At 71.3% G+C, this 20,797-nt stretch carries 19 protein-coding genes and 1 other RNA gene; 16 read left to right on the top strand and 4 right to left on the bottom strand.

Going from position 1 to position 20,797, the window contains the following annotated elements; all coding sequences use genetic code 11:
• Window positions 1-49: 49 nt before the first annotated feature.
• The 3 genes from HLI28_RS10595 (at window position 50) to HLI28_RS10605 (ending at window position 3,462) form a co-directional block, all read left to right on the top strand.
• A complete protein-coding gene (locus HLI28_RS10595; RefSeq protein ID WP_171247491.1) occupies window positions 50-670 on the top strand; it encodes a GyrI-like domain-containing protein in 621 nt (206 codons plus the stop codon).
• Entirely contained in the window at window positions 667-1,581 is a 915-nt protein-coding gene (gene cysM / locus HLI28_RS10600; RefSeq protein WP_425483391.1) for a cysteine synthase CysM, read from the top strand. The genes HLI28_RS10595 and cysM overlap by 4 nt, the downstream gene beginning before the upstream one ends.
• 159 nt (window positions 1,582-1,740) lie before the next feature.
• Window positions 1,741-3,462 (top strand): vWA domain-containing protein, encoded by a 1,722-nt coding sequence (locus HLI28_RS10605; protein ID WP_171247492.1) that lies wholly within the window; start codon window positions 1,741-1,743, stop codon window positions 3,460-3,462.
• A 96-nt stretch (window positions 3,463-3,558) separates the two neighbouring features.
• On the opposite strand, the gene HLI28_RS10610 is transcribed toward HLI28_RS10605, so the two are convergent.
• From HLI28_RS10610 to HLI28_RS10620, 3 genes are all read right to left on the bottom strand, one after another.
• On the bottom strand, window positions 3,559-3,912 hold the full coding sequence (locus HLI28_RS10610) for a hypothetical protein (RefSeq protein WP_171247493.1): 354 nt from the start codon (window positions 3,910-3,912) through the stop codon (window positions 3,559-3,561).
• A 70-nt stretch (window positions 3,913-3,982) separates the two neighbouring features.
• Window positions 3,983-4,672: a hypothetical protein gene (locus tag HLI28_RS10615; protein WP_171247494.1), complete on the bottom strand. Its 690-nt coding sequence runs from the start codon at window positions 4,670-4,672 to the stop codon at window positions 3,983-3,985.
• 52 nt (window positions 4,673-4,724) lie between these two features.
• The gene (locus HLI28_RS10620) at window positions 4,725-5,486 is read right to left on the bottom strand and encodes an HNH endonuclease family protein (protein ID WP_171247495.1); all 762 of its coding nucleotides are present in this window, start codon (window positions 5,484-5,486) and stop codon (window positions 4,725-4,727) included.
• Window positions 5,487-5,598: 112 nt separating this feature from the next.
• Here HLI28_RS10620 and HLI28_RS10625 point away from each other — a divergent pair, with 112 nt between their 5' ends.
• The 11 genes from HLI28_RS10625 to HLI28_RS10675 all read left to right on the top strand — a co-directional run bounded on the left by HLI28_RS10625 (window position 5,599) and on the right by HLI28_RS10675 (window position 16,829).
• A complete protein-coding gene (locus HLI28_RS10625) occupies window positions 5,599-6,714 on the top strand; it encodes a magnesium and cobalt transport protein CorA (RefSeq protein ID WP_171247496.1) in 1,116 nt (371 codons plus the stop codon).
• Between the two features lie 84 nt (window positions 6,715-6,798).
• Window positions 6,799-7,254, top strand: a complete 456-nt coding sequence (locus HLI28_RS10630) for an RrF2 family transcriptional regulator (RefSeq protein ID WP_171247497.1) — start codon at window positions 6,799-6,801, stop codon at window positions 7,252-7,254.
• Between the two features lie 44 nt (window positions 7,255-7,298).
• Window positions 7,299-8,516, top strand: a complete 1,218-nt coding sequence (locus HLI28_RS10635; RefSeq protein ID WP_171247498.1) for a globin domain-containing protein — start codon at window positions 7,299-7,301, stop codon at window positions 8,514-8,516.
• A gap of 59 nt (window positions 8,517-8,575) precedes the next feature.
• Window positions 8,576-8,944: an ankyrin repeat domain-containing protein gene (locus HLI28_RS10640; RefSeq protein ID WP_171247499.1), complete on the top strand. Its 369-nt coding sequence runs from the start codon at window positions 8,576-8,578 to the stop codon at window positions 8,942-8,944.
• Window positions 8,945-8,966: 22 nt separating this feature from the next.
• On the top strand, window positions 8,967-10,076 hold the full coding sequence (gene prfB / locus HLI28_RS10645) for a peptide chain release factor 2 (RefSeq protein WP_171247500.1): 1,110 nt from the start codon (window positions 8,967-8,969) through the stop codon (window positions 10,074-10,076).
• Window positions 10,077-10,335: 259 nt separating this feature from the next.
• Window positions 10,336-11,238 (top strand): cell division ATP-binding protein FtsE, encoded by a 903-nt coding sequence (gene ftsE / locus HLI28_RS10650; protein WP_171247501.1) that lies wholly within the window; start codon window positions 10,336-10,338, stop codon window positions 11,236-11,238.
• Window positions 11,239-11,241: 3 nt separating this feature from the next.
• Entirely contained in the window at window positions 11,242-12,153 is a 912-nt protein-coding gene (ftsX, locus tag HLI28_RS10655) for a permease-like cell division protein FtsX (protein WP_171247502.1), read from the top strand.
• A 6-nt stretch (window positions 12,154-12,159) separates the two neighbouring features.
• Complete coding sequence (locus HLI28_RS10660; protein ID WP_171247503.1) at window positions 12,160-13,704, top strand: peptidoglycan DD-metalloendopeptidase family protein; 1,545 nt, start codon at window positions 12,160-12,162, stop codon at window positions 13,702-13,704.
• 98 nt (window positions 13,705-13,802) lie between these two features.
• Window positions 13,803-14,309: an SsrA-binding protein SmpB gene (smpB, locus tag HLI28_RS10665; RefSeq protein WP_171247504.1), complete on the top strand. Its 507-nt coding sequence runs from the start codon at window positions 13,803-13,805 to the stop codon at window positions 14,307-14,309.
• Window positions 14,310-14,452: 143 nt separating this feature from the next.
• Window positions 14,453-14,821: a transfer-messenger RNA gene (ssrA, locus tag HLI28_RS10670) on the top strand.
• 199 nt (window positions 14,822-15,020) lie between these two features.
• Entirely contained in the window at window positions 15,021-16,829 is a 1,809-nt protein-coding gene (locus HLI28_RS10675; protein WP_171247505.1) for a BCCT family transporter, read from the top strand.
• A gap of 185 nt (window positions 16,830-17,014) precedes the next feature.
• Here the strand turns inward: HLI28_RS10675 and HLI28_RS10680 are convergent, their stop codons facing one another.
• Window positions 17,015-17,983 carry a DUF4349 domain-containing protein gene (locus tag HLI28_RS10680; RefSeq protein WP_171247506.1) on the bottom strand — a complete coding sequence of 323 codons (969 nt, stop codon included), beginning with the start codon at window positions 17,981-17,983 and terminating at the stop codon, window positions 17,015-17,017.
• Between the two features lie 175 nt (window positions 17,984-18,158).
• On the opposite strand from HLI28_RS10680, the gene HLI28_RS10685 reads away from it, so the two are divergent.
• Complete coding sequence (locus tag HLI28_RS10685) at window positions 18,159-19,313, top strand: ROK family transcriptional regulator (RefSeq protein WP_171247507.1); 1,155 nt, start codon at window positions 18,159-18,161, stop codon at window positions 19,311-19,313.
• Window positions 19,314-19,387: 74 nt separating this feature from the next.
• Window positions 19,388-20,734 carry an extracellular solute-binding protein gene (locus tag HLI28_RS10690; RefSeq protein ID WP_171247508.1) on the top strand — a complete coding sequence of 449 codons (1,347 nt, stop codon included), beginning with the start codon at window positions 19,388-19,390 and terminating at the stop codon, window positions 20,732-20,734.
• Window positions 20,735-20,797: the final 63 nt, after the last annotated feature.

A 20,797-nucleotide genomic window follows, 5' to 3' on the forward strand; every position in this document is an offset into this window, starting at 1 on the left:
TCATCACCGGCGGCGTGCGGGACGTCGCGCCGGGCGAGACGCTGAGGCCGTGACCGCCGTCGACCTCAAGAGGTCCTTGCGCGCCCTGTACTCTGCGCCGCGCGCACCGGAGTTCCTCACCGTCCCGCCGCGGCCGTACCTGCTGGTCGACGGGGCGGGGGAACCGGGGGGTACGGCGTACCTCGACGCGGTGACGAGCCTCTACCCGGTCGCCTATGCCCTGCGCGCCGCGGTCAAGGAGGAGACCGGTACCGCGTACACGGTCATGCCGCTGGAGGGCTTGTGGTGGGCCGAGGAGATCGAGCGCTTCCGCGAGCTCCCCCGTTCCGCGTGGCTCTGGACCATGATGATCAGCCTGCCCGAGGAGGTCTCGGCGGTCCCGGCGGCCGAGATCATCGAGCGCACGACGGCGGCACGCGACCTGCCGGCGGACGTCCGCCTGGAGCAGTTCGGCGACGGCGAGGCCGCGCAGGTGCTGCATGTCGGCCCGTACTCCGCCGAGGCGCCGACGGTGGACGCCCTGCATGCGTTCATCGAGGGCTCCGGGCGCGCGCTGGCCGGACGTCATCACGAGATCTACCTGTCCGACCCGCGGCGAGTGGCGCCTGAACGGCTGCGGACGATCATCCGGCAGCCCGTGAGCTCGGCCGCCGTAGACTCCGGCGGGTGAGCAACCCACCGACGTACCCCACGATGGAGGACGTCATCGGCGACACCCCGCTGGTGCGTCTGCAGCGCCTGCCGGGGTCGGAGAACGAACGCCGCGGCAACGTGCTGCTCGCCAAGCTCGAGGGGAACAACCCGGCCGGCTCGGTGAAGGACCGGCCCGCGATCAGCATGATCCGGGGCGCTCAGGAGCGCGGGGAGATCTCTCCCGGCGACACCCTGCTGGAGGCCACGTCCGGCAACACCGGGATCGCCTTGGCGATGGCGGCGGCGATCAGCGGCTACCCCCTGGTCATCGTGATGCCCGAGGACGCCTCCACCGAGCGGATCCAGACGATGAAGGCGTACGGAGCCGAGCTGGTTCTCACCTCGGCGAAGGGTGGCATGGAAGAGGCCCGCGACGTCGTGACGCGGATGGAGCGGGAGGGGCGCGGCCGGGTCCTGGACCAGTTCGGCAACCCGGACAATCCGCGTGCCCACGAGGTCGGCACCGGTCCGGAGCTGTGGCGCCAGACCGACGGACGGATCACGCACTTCGTGTCCGCGATGGGCACCACCGGCACGATCACCGGGGTCTCGCGGTTCCTGAAGTCGCGCAACCCCGGTGTCCAGGTCGTCGGGGCGCAACCCGCGCAGGGCTCGAGGATCCCCGGGATCCGCGCCTGGCCGCCGGAGTACGTGCCGAGGATCTTCGACCCGTCGGCGGTGGACCGGACCGTGGAGGTCTCCCAGACCGACGCCGAGGAGATGGCTCGCCGGCTGGCCCGCGAGGAGGGCATCTTCGGCGGGGTCTCCGCGGCGGGCGCGTGCTGGACCGCCCTGCAGGTGGCCGAGGAGGTCGAGGGGGCGACGATCGTCTTCGTGGTCTGCGACCGCGGCGACCGGTACCTCTCCAGCGGCGTGTTCCCCGCCTGAGAGTCGCGCGTGACGCGCTGGTGACGTTGTCGTGACGCTCTCGTAGGCACGCGTAGGTCATGGTCGCCAGGTTGGTGGGCGACCGCAGGGCCGCCTTCAGAACCTCGGAAGGAGGGCCGACCCATGAAGCGGTCGATGCGTGCAGGGGCCGTTCTCGGAATGGCTGCAGCGGGGGTGATGATGGCCGGCTACGCGGTGGCGGGGACCGACTCGACGACGCTGGCCAACGGGGCTGACCTGTCGGTGACGGTCAGTACCCCGACCACGGGAGACACGTTCCTGGTCCCGACGGGGTCGACGACCGTCGACGTCCCCGTCGAAGGCAGTGCCTCGATCGGCGAGGGCGAGCCGAACGTGCACTGGACCTATGTCGTCGACGTCAGCGGGAGCACCGGCGCCGGCTGTGGATCGGTCGGCGGCACCGTGCTGGACTGTGAGAAGCAGGCCGTCACCAACCTCAACAATGCGGTGGTCGCCGACGGGTCCGGCAAGGACGTCGGCGTCAGCGTGTTCGGGCGCGGCGGCGCGTCCGCGGACATGAGTGGCGCCGCCGGCAACCAGCCGATCGTGGCTCCGGACGACCCGGGAGTCGACGTCGTCATCGGCTCGATCGTGATCGGAGGCGTCAACCTCTACACCCCGCGCGCGGTCAACCCCAACGACACGAACTTCAGCGCCGGACTGACAGCGGCGGGCACCAGCGTCTCCGCGTCCACGGCCGCGTCCAAGAACGTCGTCTTCCTGTCCGACGGCGAATCCAACCTGGGCGGCGGCAACTTCAATGCGGCAGTTGCCGCGCTGGACTCCGCGGGTGCCACGATCTACTCCTTCGCTGTCGGTAGCGGTGCGAGCTGCGCCGGCGGATCGGACGGCACGCTCCAGGCGATGGCCGACGCGACCGGCGGCACCTGCACCAACGTGCCGAACCCGGCCACGCTGCCCGACATCGTCCAGAACGTCACCGACACCGCGATGACGGACGTCGCCCTCGAGGTCGACACGGTGAGCACGTCCTTCGACACGCTCACGCAGACGCCTCCGTTCGACGGTCCGGGGAGCACGGACTTCACGGCCACCGCGGCCGACCAGGCGCCGGGTGCGCACGAGGTGTGCGCGTCCGCGACCGGCACGGGGCCGAAGAGCGATGCGTCCTCGGAGCAGACGGTCACGCAGTGCGAGACCTACGACGTGTACGCGTTCTCCCTGACTCCCGAGACCGCCACCAACGAGCTCGGGTCGGACAACGAGCACACCGTCACCGCCACGGTGGACGGGCCCGCCGGGAAGCTGGCGGGATGGCCGGTCGAGTTCGCCGTGACCGGGCAGAACGCCGGGGCGACCGGGACGTGCGCCCCCGCCTCGTGCGAGACCGACGCCGACGGTGAGGTGACCTTCACCTACAGCGTCCCGGTCGAGCCGAACAGCCTGGGCACCGACACCATCTCGGCCACGGTCACCGTCAACAGTGACTCCGCCACGGTGGACGTGACCAAGGAGTGGGTGGACACGACGCCGCCGACGGCCACGTGCGAGCCCGGACCCAACCCGGGCGGACAGATCCCCGCCGCCCCCGGCGAGGGTGGCCAGGGACAGAACCAGGACGGGTTCTACACGGTCACGGCGACCGACGACGTCTGGGGCGCTGAGTCCCTCGACGTCTTCGTCATCGACGACGGCACCGGGACCGTCTTCGGCCCTTACGCGAACCCGACCAACATCAAGTGGACCGAGGCCAACGGGGCCGATCCCCGCGAGAAGGCCGGCTCAGGTGCCGTCGACTGGGCGCTGAAGGGTCAGGGCGACGCGCAGATCACCGCCGTCGACGGCTCCGGCAACTTGTCGGACCCCGTGGCCTGCCTGGTCCCGCCCGCTCCGCAGTGACGGCCGACTCGACCGCCTCTGCCTGACACCGGCGTGGCCGGTACCCGGACGCCACCGTCCGGGTACCGGCCACGACCACGATCCGCCGCGACGTACCTATTGGTCGATGCGTTCGGGTGCTCCCGACGCGGGGACGCTCCACACCTCGATCCGCAGCGTCCGCAGCACCTCGCGCGGGATGCGGTGCACCTTCGGCACCACGTCCTCCGGGACGACGACGGCGTAGCGCGTCGCACTGCTCAGGTCCGTCATGCGCCGGAGCAGCTGGCCGACCATCGTGTCCACGTCGAGTCCGGGACTGCTGGTGTGACCTGTTGTCTCCGCGACGAGCGTTATCTCCTCGGGGCGCTTCGCGATGACGTCGACATAGCCAGGGTCGTCCAGCGTGACCTCCCAGCCCTGAGCGGTGAGATGGTCGGCGAACCGTCGCTCGACCTCGGTCTCCTTCATACCGATCACCCTCCTCGCTGTCACCGTTGGCTCGTCGACGAGGCATCCTGCTCGTGTCGTGGAAGGTGGCTCAGCCGGACCGCGGCGGAGCGGTCGCCAGCTCGCTGAGCCGGTGCATCATGCGCCAGCTCATCACCGCGCTGACCGTGCTGAGCACCTCGGAGACGGCCCGGTCGACCGGCCGCTCCGACTCGTACCGCTCGCGCAGGTGCAGCCGCGTCGCCGGCGCCGGGCCCACGTGCACCGGTTCCAGGTGGAAGGCCCACGTGAAGTCGTGGCCCTCGGGCGCGCCGTCGGCGCCCTGGGACGTCACGACGAGGTCGCTGCCGGGCTTCACGTCGGCCACCCGCAGCGCGACGTCCGGATGCAGCCGGAAGGCGTCGCCGGGGTGGACGTCCTGCCACTCGGGGTGGATGGTCGTGGCACCGGTGATCTGGCACCCGACGAGGTTCTCCAGCGCCTCGAACGAGTAGAAACCGGCCTTGTCCTGCCCGATCTGGGCGACCCAGGGCCAGACCTCCGCGGGGGTGGCCGCGATCGTGCACGCCCGGTCGGCCTGCACGACGCCGCCGGTCATCAGCTCGTCGCCGGGCAACCAGGCGCGCGTCTCGGGCTCGGTGGCGCCCAGCCGTCGGTGCGCACCGGTGACGAGCACCGCCGCGCCGGCGGCGAGGCCCGCCACGACCGGTAACGCGAGCGCCGCCGTCAGTGCACGGCGTCGTCCCCGCCGCGGGGCGTCCTGTCCGCTGTCGTCGCCCATGACGTCCAGTCTGCTCCGAACGCCCGCGGTCGCACGGCGCGGCGGCGGATCGTCAGCAGGATTCGAGAACCCGGTTCATCGCGTCCTTCTCGGGCTGGGTGATCGCGAGCTCGTACGCGGCCTTGACCTCGATCTGGGTGGCGACGTACTCGCAGCGGAACGCCTTGTTCGGCGGCAGCCACTCGGCGGCGTTCGCGGCTCCCTTGGTGCGGTTCTCGCCGGGGTCGACCATGAGCAGGTTCGCCGGGTCGTTGGCGAACTTCTCGCGGCGGTTGTCGTTCCAGTCGTGGGCGCCGGAGATCCACGCGTTCTGCAGGGCGACGACGTGCTCGGCGTCCAGGGAGACGGCCAGGTCGTCGCTGCCGCGCTCGAAGGCGCGGTCCTTCTCGCCCGTGTACGGCTCGACGTCGTAGGTCCCGGACAGGACGGTGCAGCCGTCGTCGTCCACCTTCTCGTCGCTCAGGTCGCGGGCGAGCATGTCGTTGCGGGCGTCGCAGCCGTTGCCGTCCGGGTCGGTCCAGTGGTCGAAGTCGTCGCGGTCGTAGCCGGTCTGCGGGGCCTTGCCCTTGACGGTGAGCCCGTCGAGCTGCCGGGTGACCTCCTTGACGTCCACCGAGCCGTCGTCACCGGACCCCCCGTCCCCGGAGCCCGGCTCGGTGTCGTCCAGGGACGCGGCGTCCTCGGCGGCGTCACGGATGATGGCCCCCGCGCTGTCGGCGAGGGAGTCGAGGTCGAGGTTCTTCCCGAACCCGGTGACCTGGACGAGCACGAAGGCGGCGAGAAGGACGGCAACCCAGCTGAGGACGGTGCGCATGCCCCACACCTCAGCAGGTCCGGCGGCGTCGGGCGTGGCGCCCACGCCGGTGCCGCCCCTGCTGGGCCGACATCTCGTGCGTATGCTCACGGTCGAGGAGAGGGGTGGCTGCATGGTCGAGGGGGAGAAGACGGACCCGCCGTCGCGCCGGAGGGACAGGCTGCGCCGACGGTCGGGCGTCGCGGCGACGCCCGCCGTGGCGGAGGTCCCGCACCTGACCCGCTACGTCGAGGACGGACGCCCGAGCCCGGCCCCCGAGGGTGCGAGCGTGGCCGACGGACTGCGGTTCGCCGACGGTGCCTCCGACCGCATGACCATGTCGCTCTACCCACGGCCGACGACGGCCGCGATCCACGAGCTCGCCGAGGCCTGGGAGCTGCACCCGCTGGTGGTCGAGGACCTCCTGCACGCCCGCCAGCGACCCAAGGTCGAACGCTACGGCGACCTGCTGTTCCTCGTGGTGCGCTCCGCCTGGTACGTCGACGCGGAGGAGGACGTCGTCCTCGCCGAGTTCCACGTGCTGGTGCGCCCGGGTGCCGTCGCCGTGCTCTGCCAGGACGGACGGTGGATCGACGGCACGCCGGCCGAGCGCCTCGACGAGTCGACGTTCGGGTCCGAGGAGGAGGCCCGGGCGCTGCTCCCGGGCGAGGACCTGCTGCGGCTCGGTCCGGAGGCGGTCGTCTACCGGTTCCTCGACGCCATCGTCGACGGCTACACCCCCGTGCTGCAGGGCGTGGCCATCGACAAGGAGCAGATCGAGCGCCAGGTGTTCAGCGGCGACGCCGCGGTGGCCGAGCGCATCTACCGGCTCAGCCAGGAAGTCATCGACATGCAGCACGCGACCTCGTCGATGACGGAGGTCGTGGAGGCGCTGCGCGCGGGGTCCGCCGAGCCCGCCATCGCGACCGAGCTCCAGACCTACCTGCAGGACGTCTCGGACCACCTCACCCGCGCCACCGCGCGGGTGGCGGAGTACCGCGAGGCGCTGGGGCAGATCCTCGACGTCAACGCGACGCTGGTGGCGCACCGGCAGAACGAGGACATGAAGAAGATCTCCGGCTGGGCGGCGATCCTCTTCGCGCCCACCCTCGTGGCCGCCGTCTACGGCATGAACTTCGACGTGATGCCCGAGCTGCACTGGGTGTTCGGGTACCCGATGGCGGTCACCCTGATGGTGGCGTTCTCCGTCGTGCTGTTCGTGGTGTTCAAGCGCGGCCGGTGGATGTAGTCCGGGACGGCCTCCGCAGCCTGTGACGTGATGCACACGATCAAAAGGCGAATCTGAGATGCGTCTTTAGATACGGTGCCGGACATGCAGCTCACGGCGTTCACCGACCTGGGCCTCCGGATCGTCATGAGGCTCTCCGTGCTCGGCGAGGCCGAGCACGCCACCACCGGCGTGCTCGCCGAGGAGCTGCACGTGCCGGCCAGCCACGCCGCCAAGGTCGTCACCCGGCTCGCGCGCCTCGGCGTCGTCGAGGCGCGCCGCGGTCGCGCCGGCGGGCTGCGACTGGCCGACGGCGCCGAGCGCATGTCGATCGGTCGCATCGCGCGAGACCTCGAGGGCGACGGGGAGGTGGTCGACTGCGAGGGGGCGAACCCGTGCCCCCTGCGCAACGGCTGCCGGCTGCGCGGCGCGCTCGCCCGCGCGCGCGAGGCCTTCTTCGCCGTGCTCGACCCCCTGACGATCGCCGACATGGCCGCCCCACCGACCCGGTCCGTCCTCCTCACCCTCGGAGCCGGACCGCCCGCCGGGTCGACGCCGTGACGTCGCCCGCCACCCTGCAGGTACCCGAGGAAGGATCCCTCCCGATGCTCACTGCCGAGTCCACCGCCGTCGTCCGTGCCACGCTTCCCGTGGTCGGGGCCGCGATCGGCGACATCACGCCGCTGTTCTACCGCAAGATGTTCGCCGCGCACCCCGAGCTCGAACGCGACCTGTTCAACCGCGGCAACCAGGCGCAGGGCGACCAGCAGCGGGCGCTCGCGGCCTCGATCGCCGGGTATGCCACGCTCCTCGTCGACGAGGACGGGCCGGACCCGAGGTCGGTGCTCGCACGCATCGCCCACAAGCACGCCTCGCTCGGGATCCTCCCGGAGCAGTACCAGATCGTGCACGACCACCTGTTCGAGGCGATCGCGGAGGTGCTCGGCGACGCCGTCACCCCGGAGGTGGCCGCGGCGTGGGACGAGGTCTACTGGCACATGGCCGAGGCGCTCATCCAGATCGAGCAGGGGCTCTACGACGAGGCGGGTGTCGCCACCGGTGACGTCTGGCGCTCGGTCCGGGTGCGGCGTCGGGTCCAGGAGTCGCCCGACACCATCTCGCTGGAGCTCGCCGACCCCGACGGCGCCGCACTGCCCGCCGGCCGGCCCGGTCAGTACCTGTCGGTCGCCGTCCGCCTGCCCGACGGCGCGCGGCAGATCCGGCAGTACAGCCTGACCGGCGCGGCGGACCCGGGCGCGTGGAGCGTCTCGGTGAAGGCGATCCCCGCGTCGCACGACGGTGACCGGATCGCGCCGGCCGGGGAGGTGTCGAACCATCTGCACGCCACGGTCTTCGAAGGGGACATGCTCGAGGTCTCGATGCCCTTCGGCGAGCTCCGGCTCACCGAGAGCACGCGGCCGCTCGTCCTCGTGTCCGCCGGGATCGGCATCACGCCGATGATCGGGTTCCTGCACCACCTGCGCCGCACCGGCACCGACCGCCCCGTGACGGTGCTGCACGCCGACCGGTCCCCGGCGCGCCACGCCCACCGGGCCGAGCTGGCCGGGCTGGTCGACCAGATTCCCTCGGCGACGCTGCACCGGTGGTACGAGGACCTCGGCGCCCGGCCCGTCGGCGACGGCCTGCGCCCCGGCTACCTCGACCTCGACGGCGTCGACCTGCCGGCCGACGCGGACGTCTACGTCTGCGGCCCGCTGCCCTTCATGAGCCTCGTCCGCGGCGAGCTCCTGCGCAGGGGCGTCCCGGCGGGCCGCATCCACCACGAGGTGTTCGGTCCCGGCGAGGAGGTGGCGGCCGCCTGAGCCGGCGGGCCGGGCCGGCGGGGCGCCGTCGGCCCGGCCCGGTCCACTAGGCTCGAGGTATGGCCGACGACAAGCTCCCCGTCGATCTGAACCAGATGTTCGAGCTGGCCCGGGCCGGCGCCGACCTCCTGCTGGAGTTCGTCGACGCCGGCGTGCCGGTGGACCACGCGGACGCCCACGGCAACACCCTGCTCATGCTGGCGGCGTACCACGGGCACGCCGACCTCGTCCGCGGTCTGGCCCGGCGCGGGGCGGACGTGAACCGGCTCAACGAGCGGGGGCAGTCGCCGCTCGCCGGGGCCGTGTTCAAGGGCGACCCCCACGTGATCGACGTCCTCGTCGAGGCCGGGGCCGACGTCGACGCCGGCCGGCCGAGCGCCCGGACCACGGCCGAGATGTTCGGTCAGCCGGTGCCGGGGGAGTCGTGAGCGAAAGGTAGGCTGGTTCCTCGTGGCCACTATCGACTTCCCCGCCGAGATCAAGGGGCTCCGCTCCACCCTCGAGTCCATCGAGTCGGTGAGCGACCCCTCTGCCCTGGAGGCGAAGATCGCCGAGCTCTCCGAGCAGGCGGCCGCTCCCGACCTCTGGGACGACCAGGAGAACGCGCAGCGGGTCACCTCCGCGCTCTCGCACGCGCAGGACGAGCTGGAGCGGGTCAAGCGGCTGTCCCAGCGGATCGACGACGTCGAGACCCTGGTCGAGCTCGGCCACGAGATGGACGACCCCGACTCCCTGACCGAGGCGGAGTCCGAGATCACCGCGCTGCGCAAGGAGCTCGACTCCCTCGAGGTCCGTACCCTGCTCAGCGGCGAGTACGACGCCCGCGAGGCCGTCGTGACGATCCGCGCGGGCGCCGGCGGCGTCGACGCCGCGGACTTCGCCGAGATGCTCATGCGCATGTACCTGCGCTGGGCCGAGCGCCACGGCTACCCGGCCAAGGTCATGGACACCTCCTACGCCGAGGAGGCGGGCCTGAAGTCCGCCACCTTCGAGGTCAACGTCCCCTACGCGTTCGGGAACCTGTCGGTCGAGGCCGGCACCCACCGCCTGGTGCGCATCTCGCCCTTCGACAACCAGGGACGGCGCCAGACGTCGTTCGCCGCGGTCGAGGTCATCCCGCTCATCGAGCAGACGGACCACATCGAGATCCCCGAGAACGAGCTGAAGATCGATGTGTTCCGGTCCTCCGGGCCGGGCGGCCAGTCGGTGAACACCACCGACTCCGCCGTGCGCATGACGCACATCCCGACCGGCACCGTCGTGTCGATGCAGAACGAGAAGTCGCAGATCCAGAACCGCGCCGCGGCGCTGCGCGTCATGCAGTCCCGCCTGCTGCTGCTCCGTCAGCAGGAGGAGGCCGCGAAGAAGAAGGAGCTCGCCGGCGACATCAAGGCGAGCTGGGGCGACCAGATGCGCTCCTACGTCCTGCACCCGTACCAGATGGTCAAGGACCTGCGCACCGAGCACGAGGCCGGCAACACCCAGGCCGTGTTCGACGGCGCGATCGACGAGTTCATCGAGGCCGGCATCCGCTGGCGCCGCAACCAGTCGGAGAACTGAGGTCCGTCCGGCCCGGCCCTGACTCGGCGCGTTACGCCCTGACGCGCCACGGTCGGGCCTGACTCGGCGCGTTCCGCCCTGACCCGGCACGAGGTGTGCCGGCCCGGCCCACCGGACAATCCCGGACGATTGCGGCCAGCAACGGACCGGTGCCCGCGACACGCCGCGTGTCTGCCATCGGGGGCAGGATCTCGCGTGCGACTCTCGGATCGGGTGAACGCCTGCGCCTGGCAGGCATCCACCCGGTGGGAGGTACGCCGTGATCCGGTTCGAGAACGTCTCGAAGGTCTATGCACGGGGGGCGCGACCCGCGCTCGACGACGTCTCCGTCGACGTCGAGCGGGGCGAGTTCGTGTTCCTCGTCGGCGCGTCCGGCTCCGGCAAGTCCACGTTCCTGCGACTCGTGCTGCGCGAGGAGCGCCCCACCGGCGGGCGGGTGTACGTCGCCGGGCGCGACCTGACCCGGCTCTCGCCCTGGCGGGTGCCCGGTCTGCGCCGCGGCATCGGCATGGTGTTCCAGGACTTCCGGCTGCTGCCGAACAAGACCGTCTACGAGAACGTCGCCTTCGCGCTGCAGGTCATCGGGCGCCCACGCCACCACATCCGCACCACCGTGCCCGAGGTGCTGGAGTGGGTCGGGCTCGACGGCAAGGAGAAGCGGCGGCCGCACGAGCTGTCCGGCGGGGAGCAGCAGCGCGTCGCGATCGCCCGCGCCTTCGTCAACCGGCCCAAGATCCTGCTCGCCGACGAGCCCACCGGCAACCTCGACCCGACGACCTCCCAGGGCATCATGCGGCTGCTGGACCGGATCAACCGCACCGGGACCACCGTGGTGATGGCGACCCACGACGACGAGATCGTCAACGAGATGCGCCGCCGGGTCGTCGAGCTCTCCACCGGGCACGTCGTGCGCGACGAGAAGGACGCCGTCTACGGCCGCCGCGAGGAGATCCTGCCGCAGGTCGGCCCCGTCGCCGTCCTGGACGCTCCCGGGCGGGGGGTGCCCGCCCGCCGCATCTCGGTGCGCCCCGAACCCGGTGACGTCGCCGCGGAACGTGCGGCCGACCAGGCCGCGGCCCGGGGGGTGGACCCGCCGCCGGCGGAGACCGACGACGAGGAGGTCCGGGCGATGTCGGGGGCGTCCCGGGCCGAGGAGGCCTGAGCGGTGCGCCTGCAGTTCGTCTTCGGCGAGGTCCTGCGTGGTCTGCGCCGCAACGCCACGATGGTGGTCTCGGTGGTGCTGGTGACGTTCGTCTCCCTGACGTTCGTCGGAGCCGCCGCGCTGCTGCAGGTGCAGATCGACAAGCTCAAGGGTGACTGGTACGACCTCGTCGAGGTCTCGGTCTTCCTCTGCCCCGAGGGTTCCACCGAGCCGACGTGCGCCGAGGGCGAGGCCAGCCCGGAGCAGATCAGCACCCTGGAGCGCACGATCAGCACCGAGCTCGACGGCGTCGTGTCCACGGTGTACTTCGAGTCGAAGTCCGACGCCTTCGAGGCCTTCTCCGCCCAGTATCCCGACGGCTACCAGGGCACCCAGCTCACCGCGGACGACATGCAGGCCTCGTTCCGCCTTCAGCTCGCCGACCCCGAGCAGTACCAGGTCGTGGACGAGGTGCTCTCCGGTCGGGACGGCGTCGAGGTGGTCGAGGACCAGCGGGCGATCTTCGACCCGCTGTTCCTGGCGCTGAACCGTGCCTCGCTGGTGGCCGTCGGTCTCGCCGTCGTCATGCTCGTCGCGGCGGCGCTGCTGATCATCACCACGATCCGGCTCTCCGCGGTGTCCCGGCAGCGCGAGACCGGGATCATGCGGCTCGTGGGTGCCTCGACCCTGTTCGTCCAGCTGCCGTTCATGCTCGAGGGCGCCATCGCGGCACTGCTCGGGGCCGTCCTGGCGGTCGTCGGGCTCTGGGCGGCCGTGCAGTACCTCGTCGTCGACTGGCTCGCCGCGTCGGTGGACTGGGTCGAGCACGTGACTCCGGCCGACGTGCTCACCATCGCCCCGCTGCTGCTGGGCCTGGCCGTGGCGGTCGCCGCCGTGTCCTCCGCCGTGACCCTCCACCGCTACACGAGGGTGTGATCCGCCGTGCCCGACGTCGTCCGCCTGCGCCGCGCCCTCGCCGGGGTGCTGGCCGCACTGCTGCTGATCGGCCCGACGGCACCGGTCGTCGCCGACGAGCTCGACGACCAGCGTGCCGCCGCGGAGGAGCAGCAGCGCCAGAAGCGCGAGGAGCGCCAGGACCTGCAGCACGAGCTCGAGGACACCAACGACAAGTTCGCCCAGGCGGTGCTCGACCTCAACGAGGTCGAGGGGCGTCTGCCGGTGGCGCAGGCCGAGCTCGCCGAGGCGCAGGCCGCCCTCGCCGAGGCCCGCCGCAAGGCGGCGGTGCTCGCCGACCGGCTGGCCGACGCCGAGGACGAGGAGAAGGCCGTCGCCCAGGAGATCGAGGCCGGCGAGGGCAAGGTCGAGGAGGCGCGGGACGACGTCGCCGCGATGGCGCGCGAGGCCTACCGCCGCGGGGACGACGCCAGCACCATCGGGCTGGTCACGGGGGCGCAGTCCACGGAGGAGTTCCTCGACGACCTGTCCGTGACGGCGTCGGCCGCGCGCAGCCGGTCCCGCTCGGTGACCGAGCTGCAGGAGGCCGAGACCGTGGCCCGCAACCAGCAGGCGCGGCTCGACGCGATCCGGGAGACGATCGCGGTCCTCAAGGCCGAGGCGGACGCGAACGTCGTGGTCGCGCAGGAGGCCGAGCAGCAGGCGGCGGAACGCAAGGCCGAGGTGGAGCGGCTCATCGAGGAGCAGAAGCGGCTCAAGGCCACGATCGCGGACCAGCGGGACGAGACGATCGCGGAGCTCGAGGAGAACGAGGCCGAGCGCGACCAGCTCCAGTCCGAGATCAAGGACATCATCGCCAAGCAGGCCGAGCGCGACCGTCGGCTCGAGGAGGAGCGCAAGCGTCGCGAGGCCGAGGAGCGCCGACGCCAGGAGGCCGAGGCACGCCGGCAGGCCGAGCGAGAGGCCGAGCAGCGCGCCGCCGAGCAGCGTGCGGCGGAGCGCGGCCAGCAGGACTCCGGTGGCGGGTCGGGCCAGGGCGGCGGGGGAGGCTCCGGCTCCGGCGGCGGCTCGGGCGGCGGGGGAGGCGGCTCCGGCTCGGGCTCCGGCGGTGGCTCGAGCTCGGGTGGCGGAGGCGGGTCCAGCTCCGGCGGCTCGTCGACCCCCTCGGGTCCGTTCCTGGGCTGGCCGACGAACTACCGGGTGGTGACCAGCAGCTACGGCATGCGCTACCTGCCGATGTACGGCTACACCCGGCTGCACGCGGGCACGGACATCCGCAGCTACTGCGGCACCCCCATCTACGCCGCCCAGAGCGGGTACGTGGAGCAGGCCTACTACGGGTCGAGCCCCGGCAACAACGTGCTCATCAACCACGGCAGGCACCGCGGGGACAGCGTCATGAGCCGGTACCTGCACCTGTCGCGCGACGTGGTCTACGTCGGGCAGAAGGTCTCCAAGGGCCAGGTGATCGGGTACTCCGGGAGCAGCGGGTCCTCCGGAGCGTGCCACCTGCACTTCGAGGTGTGGCTCAACGGCAGCACGGTCGACCCGATGCGGGGCTGGCTGAACTGACCTGCGGAGCGGCGTGACCGCCCTGAGCGAAAATCCGCTGGTCCCGGGTCCGGGGCCGCGTATCCTGGAGCGTCGCGTCACCCAGGGAGGAGGAGACCGTGTCCAACAAGTCCAAGGGCGCCAAGAAGAAGCAGCAGTCGGCGGATCCGCGCCAGGTCGTGGCGAACAACAAGAAGGCCCGCCACGACTACGTGATCGAGGACGTGCTCGAGGCCGGGATCGTCCTGTCCGGGACCGAGGTCAAGGCACTGCGCATGGGGCGTGCGTCGCTGGCCGAGAGCTACGTCACCGTCGACCACGACGAGGTCTGGCTCGAGCACGCGCACATCCCCGAGTACTTCCAGGGCACCTGGAACAACCACGCGCCGCGCCGTCGACGCAAGCTGCTGCTGCACCGCGACGAGATCGACCGCCTCGGGGTCAAGTCCCGGGAGAAGGGCAAGACGATCGTCCCGCTGCGGCTGTACTTCCTGGACGGGCGGGCCAAGCTCGAGATCGCGCTGGCCCACGGCAAGAAGGAGTTCGACAAGCGCCAGGCCCTGCGCGAGAAGCAGGACCTGCGGGAGGCCCAGCGCGCCATGCGACGCCAGGAGCTGCTCGGCTGACGGCGCTGCGGCGCACCGTGCCGCGGCTCGCGGCGGCGCTGCCCCGGTGCGGAAATATCTGTGCGACCTGGGGCGTTCATCCACTACGATGGACAGACCGGCGGTGGTCCGCCACGGCCGGTGCGGATCTTGACAAATCCATAGGGGCTGATCGGTTTCGACGGTGGTCGTGCTTCCAGGGGAAGCGGGCCGAGGATGCAGTGCTCATCTCGTTAACGCTTGCCTGCAAACCTATAGGTGCCGATAACAAGCGCACCGACTTCGCCCTCGCCGCCTGAGCGAGCTCCGAAGTCCGTGAGCCCGGGAGCGCTCTCGACCCGGTAGCTCACGTCATCTAGAGAGCCACTGCTCGTCGCCCTCGTCATCGGGGCGGCGGGGACTTCCAGATGACTGGGCCCGTCCGCACCTTGTCTGCGTGAGTGCGGGGGCCGAGAAAATCGCAGCAGACTGCGCCCGGAGAAGCCCTGGAAAAGCGCTACCGGACCCGGGTTCGATTCCCGGCAGCTCCACTCGTCACGACGAAGGCCCGCCTGACACCACGTCAGGCGGGCCTTCGTCGTGCCCGGGGGCCGCGGTCGGTCAGGGAAGACGGCCGGCCCGACGAGTCCGACGAATTCGCGCTAGCGGTGGACAGCGTGGTCCGCCTTCGCCAAGGTGGACGAATCCCGGCGTGACGGGGACCACCCGCCCGAGTGCGAAAAGAGGTCGGCCATGGCCGAAGCACGACTCGACAGGCTCGCCCGGCGGCTGGGCCTGGAGACGAACCCCACGATCTTCTTCACCTCCGCCGGCCTGATGGTGCTGTTCCTGCTCCTGCTGCTGGTGTTCCCCACGCAGATCGGTGACGCCTTCGGAGCCGGCCGGGAGTGGATCGTCACCAACCTGGGCTGGTTCTTCATCATCGGCGTGACGTTCTGGCTGGTGTTCCTCGCCTACGTGGCCCTGAGCAAGTACGGTCACCTGCGCCTGGGTGACAACGAATCACGGCCCGAGTACTCGAACCTGTCGTGGTTCGCGATGCTCTTCGCCGGCGGCATCGGCACGGTGCTGATGTTCTGGGGCGTGGCGGAACCGATCTCGCACTTCTCGACGCCGCCGTTCGACGACGTGGCCCCGTACTCCGCCGAGGCGGCGAGCGACGCGATGTCGATCTCGCTGTACCACCTCAGCCTGCACACCTGGGCGATCTTCACGTTGCCGGGCCTGGCCTTCGGCTACTTCGTCTACCGGTACAAGCTGCCGCTGCGCGTGAGCTCCGTGTTCTACCCCTTCCTCAAGGAGCGCATCCACGGACCGATCGGCAAGACGATCGACATCTTCGCGGTGCTCGGCACCCTGTTCGGTCTGGCGGTCTCCCTCGGTCTCGGTACCTCCCAGGTGGGGGCGGGGGTCAACGCGCTCTTCCCGAGCATCGAGAACGGCACGCTGCTGCAGGTCGTCGTCATCACCGTGCTGACCATCACGGCCGTGAGCTCCATCGTGGCCGGGCTGGACAAGGGCGTGAAGCGCCTGTCGAACATCAACATCCTCATGGCCGTCGGCCTGATGATCTTCGTCCTCATCGCCGGGGACACCCTGTTCCTGCTGCGCCAGATCCCCGAGAGCGTGGGCGTCTACGCCCAGGACCTCATCGGGCTGGCCTTCTGGAACGACGCGATGTCGCAGTTCACCAGCGAGGGAGGCTGGGGCTGGCAGGGCGGCTGGACGGTCTTCTACTGGACGTGGACCGTCACGTGGGCACCGTTCATGGGCGTGTTCCTGGCGCGCATCTCCAAGGGCCGCACCATCCGGCAGTTCGTCGGCGGCGTGCTCATCGCCCCGTCGGTGTTCACCATGGTGTGGTTCGTCATCTTCGGCTGGTCGGCGATGGAGCTCGACGGGATCGGCGGCAGCGGAGGCGCGATCTCGGAGGCCGTGGCGGACAACGTGGCACTGGCGATGTTCACCTTCTTCGAGAACTACCCGGCGGCCACCCTGGTCTCGGGGATCGCCGTCATCGTGGTCGCCCTGTTCTTCGCCACGTCGTCGGACTCCGCGTCCCTGGTGGTCGACATGCTCTGCGTGGGCACCGCCGACTCGGGTCCCACCCGGCAGCGCGTGTTCTGGGGAGTCAGCGAGGGCATGCTGGCCGCGTCGCTGATCATCCTCGGCGGGGTGACCGGCCGGGACGGTCTCGCCGCGCTCCAACAGGTGATCACGGTGATCGGGCTCCCGATCTTCATCCTGAACTTCCTGATGGTCTTCAGCCTCTACAAGTCGCTGCGGACCGAACGCCATACCGCCGTCGAGGCCCAGTTCGCCGGGTTGATGGCCCGATGGCGCTTCATGGGGCGCGCCGGCGCGGGGCAACGCGGAGCGTCGGCACGTGCGGCCGCGCTGCAGGGGGCCGCGGTGTCGTCCGGGGCGACGACCGGGAGCGCTGCGGCGACCGAACGTTCCGCGACCGACGGTGCAGCGCCGTCCGAGACCGAGATCGAGACCGGGTCCGGGGAGCCGGACACCGGGACCAGGACCGACTGACCGGTCGCCGTCGCACGGCGGCGCGGCCGAGGTCGCAGGGCCGAGGGGGCCCGGGGCATGACGTCCCGGGCCCCTCGGCCGTGCACACCGTTCGGCCGTGCACCAGACCTGCACGTGACCTGCTCGAGGGGCGGGCGTCGTCCTGCCGGCGCACCCGGGTCCGCCGGCCCGGTGGCCGGCTGAGGTCAGCCGACCAGCTCGGGTTCGCGGTCCGGCGCGCCCGTGCTCGGGGCGGGCGATCCCGGACCCCGGGGGTCGTCCTCGCCCCGGCCCGGCCCGGACGGGGGAGCGGAGGACCGCCGCCGACGCAGGAACCACACGATCAGGCCGACGGCACCGATCGGCAGCAGCCACGGCAGCAGCACGCCGAGGACGAGCACGACGGTCTTCGCGGCGGCCACGAGCGCGCTCCACCCGGTCTCCAGCCCGTCGACGAACCCGCTCGCCGGCGCCGTCACCGGAGCCGTCCGGGGGGTGATCTGGATGTGCAGCGTCGACATCGCGACCTGGTCGCTGAGCGCCTCGCGCTGGGCGACCAGGGAGTCCAGCTCCGCCTGGCGGGCCGCGAGCTCCCGCTCGACCTCGAGCAGGTCCTCGGTCGAGGTCGCCTGGGACAGCAGCTCGTCCAGGCGCTTCGTGGAGGTCGTCAGGGCCGAGATCCGCGCGTCCAGGTTCTGTCCCTGGCTCGTGACGTCGTCCTTCGTGACCTCCACGTGCTGGACGGTCGCGAGCTCCGAGAGCGCCTCGACGGCGCTGGTCGTCCGTGCCGCCGGGATCCGCACGGTCATCGACGCGGGGCCCGGCTCGCCGTCGAGGTCGGGCGACTCGCTGAGCTGGTCGACGCGTCCGCCCGCCCCCTCGACCATCCGGGTCAGCTCGGCCGTCGTGCGGGAGGGGTCGGGGGAGGTCATCTCGATCCACCCGGTGACCACCACCTCGCGGTCGACGGCGGCGGTCCGGTCCGCCTCGGTGACGACGGACTCCTCGGCGACCGCCGCGGCGTCGGCGGCGGACGCGCCCGCCGCGTCGTCGGTGGCGGTGTCCACGCCGACGGAGACGTTCTCGTCGGAGCCCGTGCAGGCAGCGAGCCCGAACGTGAGGATCGCAGCGATGGTGAGGGCGGTGGCTCGGCGACCGAGTGCGCGGGTCGGCATGACCCCGACTCTAGGCCCCTGACCAGCGAGGATCCGGTCCTCCGCACCGATCGTGATGCGACCGTGCCAGGACCGTGACATCCGGTCCGGGACGACTTCGGCGCAGGTAACGATCAAATAACGAAGGGCTCCGTACGATAGACAGGCGATCTGTAAGGACGCTCTACTAACAAACATGACCACGACAACGACGCGCACCAGCCGACGGGGCCTGGGCGGCGGTCTGCGAGCGACCTCCAAGGTGCTCCCCGAGCACGCTCGGGCGCACAACCGGTCGCTGGTGCTCCAGCACCTGTTCCACGAGGGGCCGACCTCGCGGGCCGGCCTCTCCCGGTCCACGGGCCTGACCCGGGTCACGGTCTCCGACCTCGTCGGCGTCCTGCTCGCCGAGGGCCTGGTCGAGGAGCTCGGGACGCAGCCCGGACGCCGCGTCGGCAAGCCGGCGATCCTCGTGGGGATGCGGACCGACGCGTACCAGATCGTCGGGCTCGACCTCTCCGACGACACCGTCCTGCGCGGCGCCGTCCTCACCCTCACCGGCGAGGCCGTCGACCGCCAGGTCCTGCCGGTCGACGGCCGGCGGGGACAGGACCTGGTCGACCTGCTGGCCCGGTTCGCCCGGCGCCTCGTCGCGTCCGCGACCCGCCCCGTCATCGGCATCGGTGTCGGTTCGCCGGGTGTCGTCGACGACACCGGGCGCGTCGTCGAGGCGCCGAACGTCGAGTGGAGCGACCTGCCCCTGGCCGCTCTGCTCACCGACCGCCTCGGCCTCCCGGTGCACGTGGCCAACGACGCCAACTCCGCGGCGCTCGCCGAGTACACCTACGGCGGGGGCGGCGACTCGATGATCGTGCTGACCGTCGGCAAGGGTGTCGGCGCCGGCGTCATGGTCGACGGGGCCCGCGTGCACGGTGCCGGTGACGCCGCCGGCGAGCTCGGGCACGTCACCGTCGTCGAGGAGGGCGGTCAGCCGTGCGCCTGCGGGCGGCGCGGCTGCCTCGAGACGGTCCTGTCCGCCCCGGCGCTCCGGCGCGCGACCGACGGGCTCGACGCGCACGAGGCGGAGGCCGTGCTGGCCGACGTCGGCCGCACCCTCGGCAAGACCCTCGCACCCGTCGTCGGTGCGTTGAACCTCGGCGAGGTCATCCTCGCCGGCCCGCCCGAGCTGCTCGCGGAACCGCTCCGGACCGCGGCGCTCGAGACCATCACCGCGCGGACCATGCCGGCCACGTCGGCCGGACTGGACCTGCGCATGGCCGCCCTGGACGACGACGTCGTCCTGGCCGGGGCGGCCGTCCTCGTCCTGGGCGCCCAGCTCGGCGTCTCGTGACCCGTCCCTCCGAACCTCATCCATCGGCGGCGCGAACAGAGCCGTCCCCGCAACACCGTGGAAGGAACCATCCCGTGAAGAGAACCCGACTCGTCGCCGCCGCCGCGGCCTCGACGATCACCCTGACCCTGGCGCTGACGGCCTGCAGCAGCGACACCACCGACACCGGCTCGGAGGGCACGGAGTCCGAGGCTGCCGGCGAACCGGAGGCCGCCGACCTCACGATGTGGGTGGCCGGTGGCGACACCCCCGACGAGCTGCGCGAGTACCTCGTCGAGACCTTCGAGGCCGAGAACGAGGGCTCGACGCTCACCATCGAGGAGCAGGACTGGGGCGACCTGGTCACCAAGCTCACGACCGCGCTGCCTGACGCCGAGAACACCCCGGACGTCGTCGAGCTCGGCAACACGCAGGCCCCGACCTTCACCAACGCCGGCGCGTTCCGCGAGATCTCGCCGGAGCTCTACGAGGAGCTGGGCGGGGACGACCTGCTGCCGTCCTTCGTCGAGGCGGGCTCGGTCGACGGCACCGTCTACGCGCTGCCCTACTACTTCGGCTCGCGCTACATGTTCTACCGCGCGGACATCTGGTCGGACGCCGGCCTCGAGGTCCCGACGACGCTCGACGAGTTCGGCGAGGCCGTCAAGGAGCTGCGCACCGACGACATGTCCGGCTTCGCCCTCGGCGGCCAGGACTGGCGCAACGGCATCTCGTGGATCTTCGCCCACGACGGCGAGCTCGCCGTCAAGGAGGGCGACGAGTGGGTCTCCACCCTCTCCGACGAGAACACGATCGCCGGTCTCGAGCAGTGGCAGGACGTCTACCAGGGCGCCTCGAACCTGCCCGCCACCGACCGTGACGTGGCCTACTGGGACTTCCTCAACGACACCGCCGAGGGCGGCGCCCCGGACGCGGCGACCATCATGGCGCCGGGCTGGGCCCGCTGGTCGATCGGTGACCTCACCGAGAACGACGAGGGCGAGGAGGTCCGCGACGGTATGGCGGACGCTGACAAGTTCGACATCTTCGCCCTGCCGGGCGTCGACGGCGGCGTGGCCCCCGTCTTCGCCGGTGGCTCGAACATGGCGGTCTCGGCCCAGTCGCAGCACCCCGAGCTGGCCGAGAACCTCCTGCGGGTCATCTACTCGGACGAGTACCAGACGATGCTCGCCGAGAACGGCCTGGGGCCGGCCAACACGGAGTTCACCTCGGTGATGGAGACCGACAAGTTCGGTGAGGTCACCGTCGAGACCGCCGAGAACTCGAAGCTGACGCCGGCCGCCCCGGGCTGGGCCGCCGTGGAGGGTGCCTCGGTCTACGAGGAGCTCTTCCAGAAGATCGCCGAGGGCGGTGACGTGGCCGAGCTCGCCGCCGAGTACGACGAGACGATCACGCCGATGCTCAACGGCCAGGCGGGCTGACGACCGGCTCGTCACCGCACGCAACACCCTGACGGGCGGGGTGGCGCCGCACGACCAGGCCGC

It is taken from the genome of Isoptericola sediminis, assembly GCF_013085345.1.
GTDB classification, from domain to species: Bacteria; Actinomycetota; Actinomycetes; order Actinomycetales; family Cellulomonadaceae; genus Isoptericola; species Isoptericola sediminis.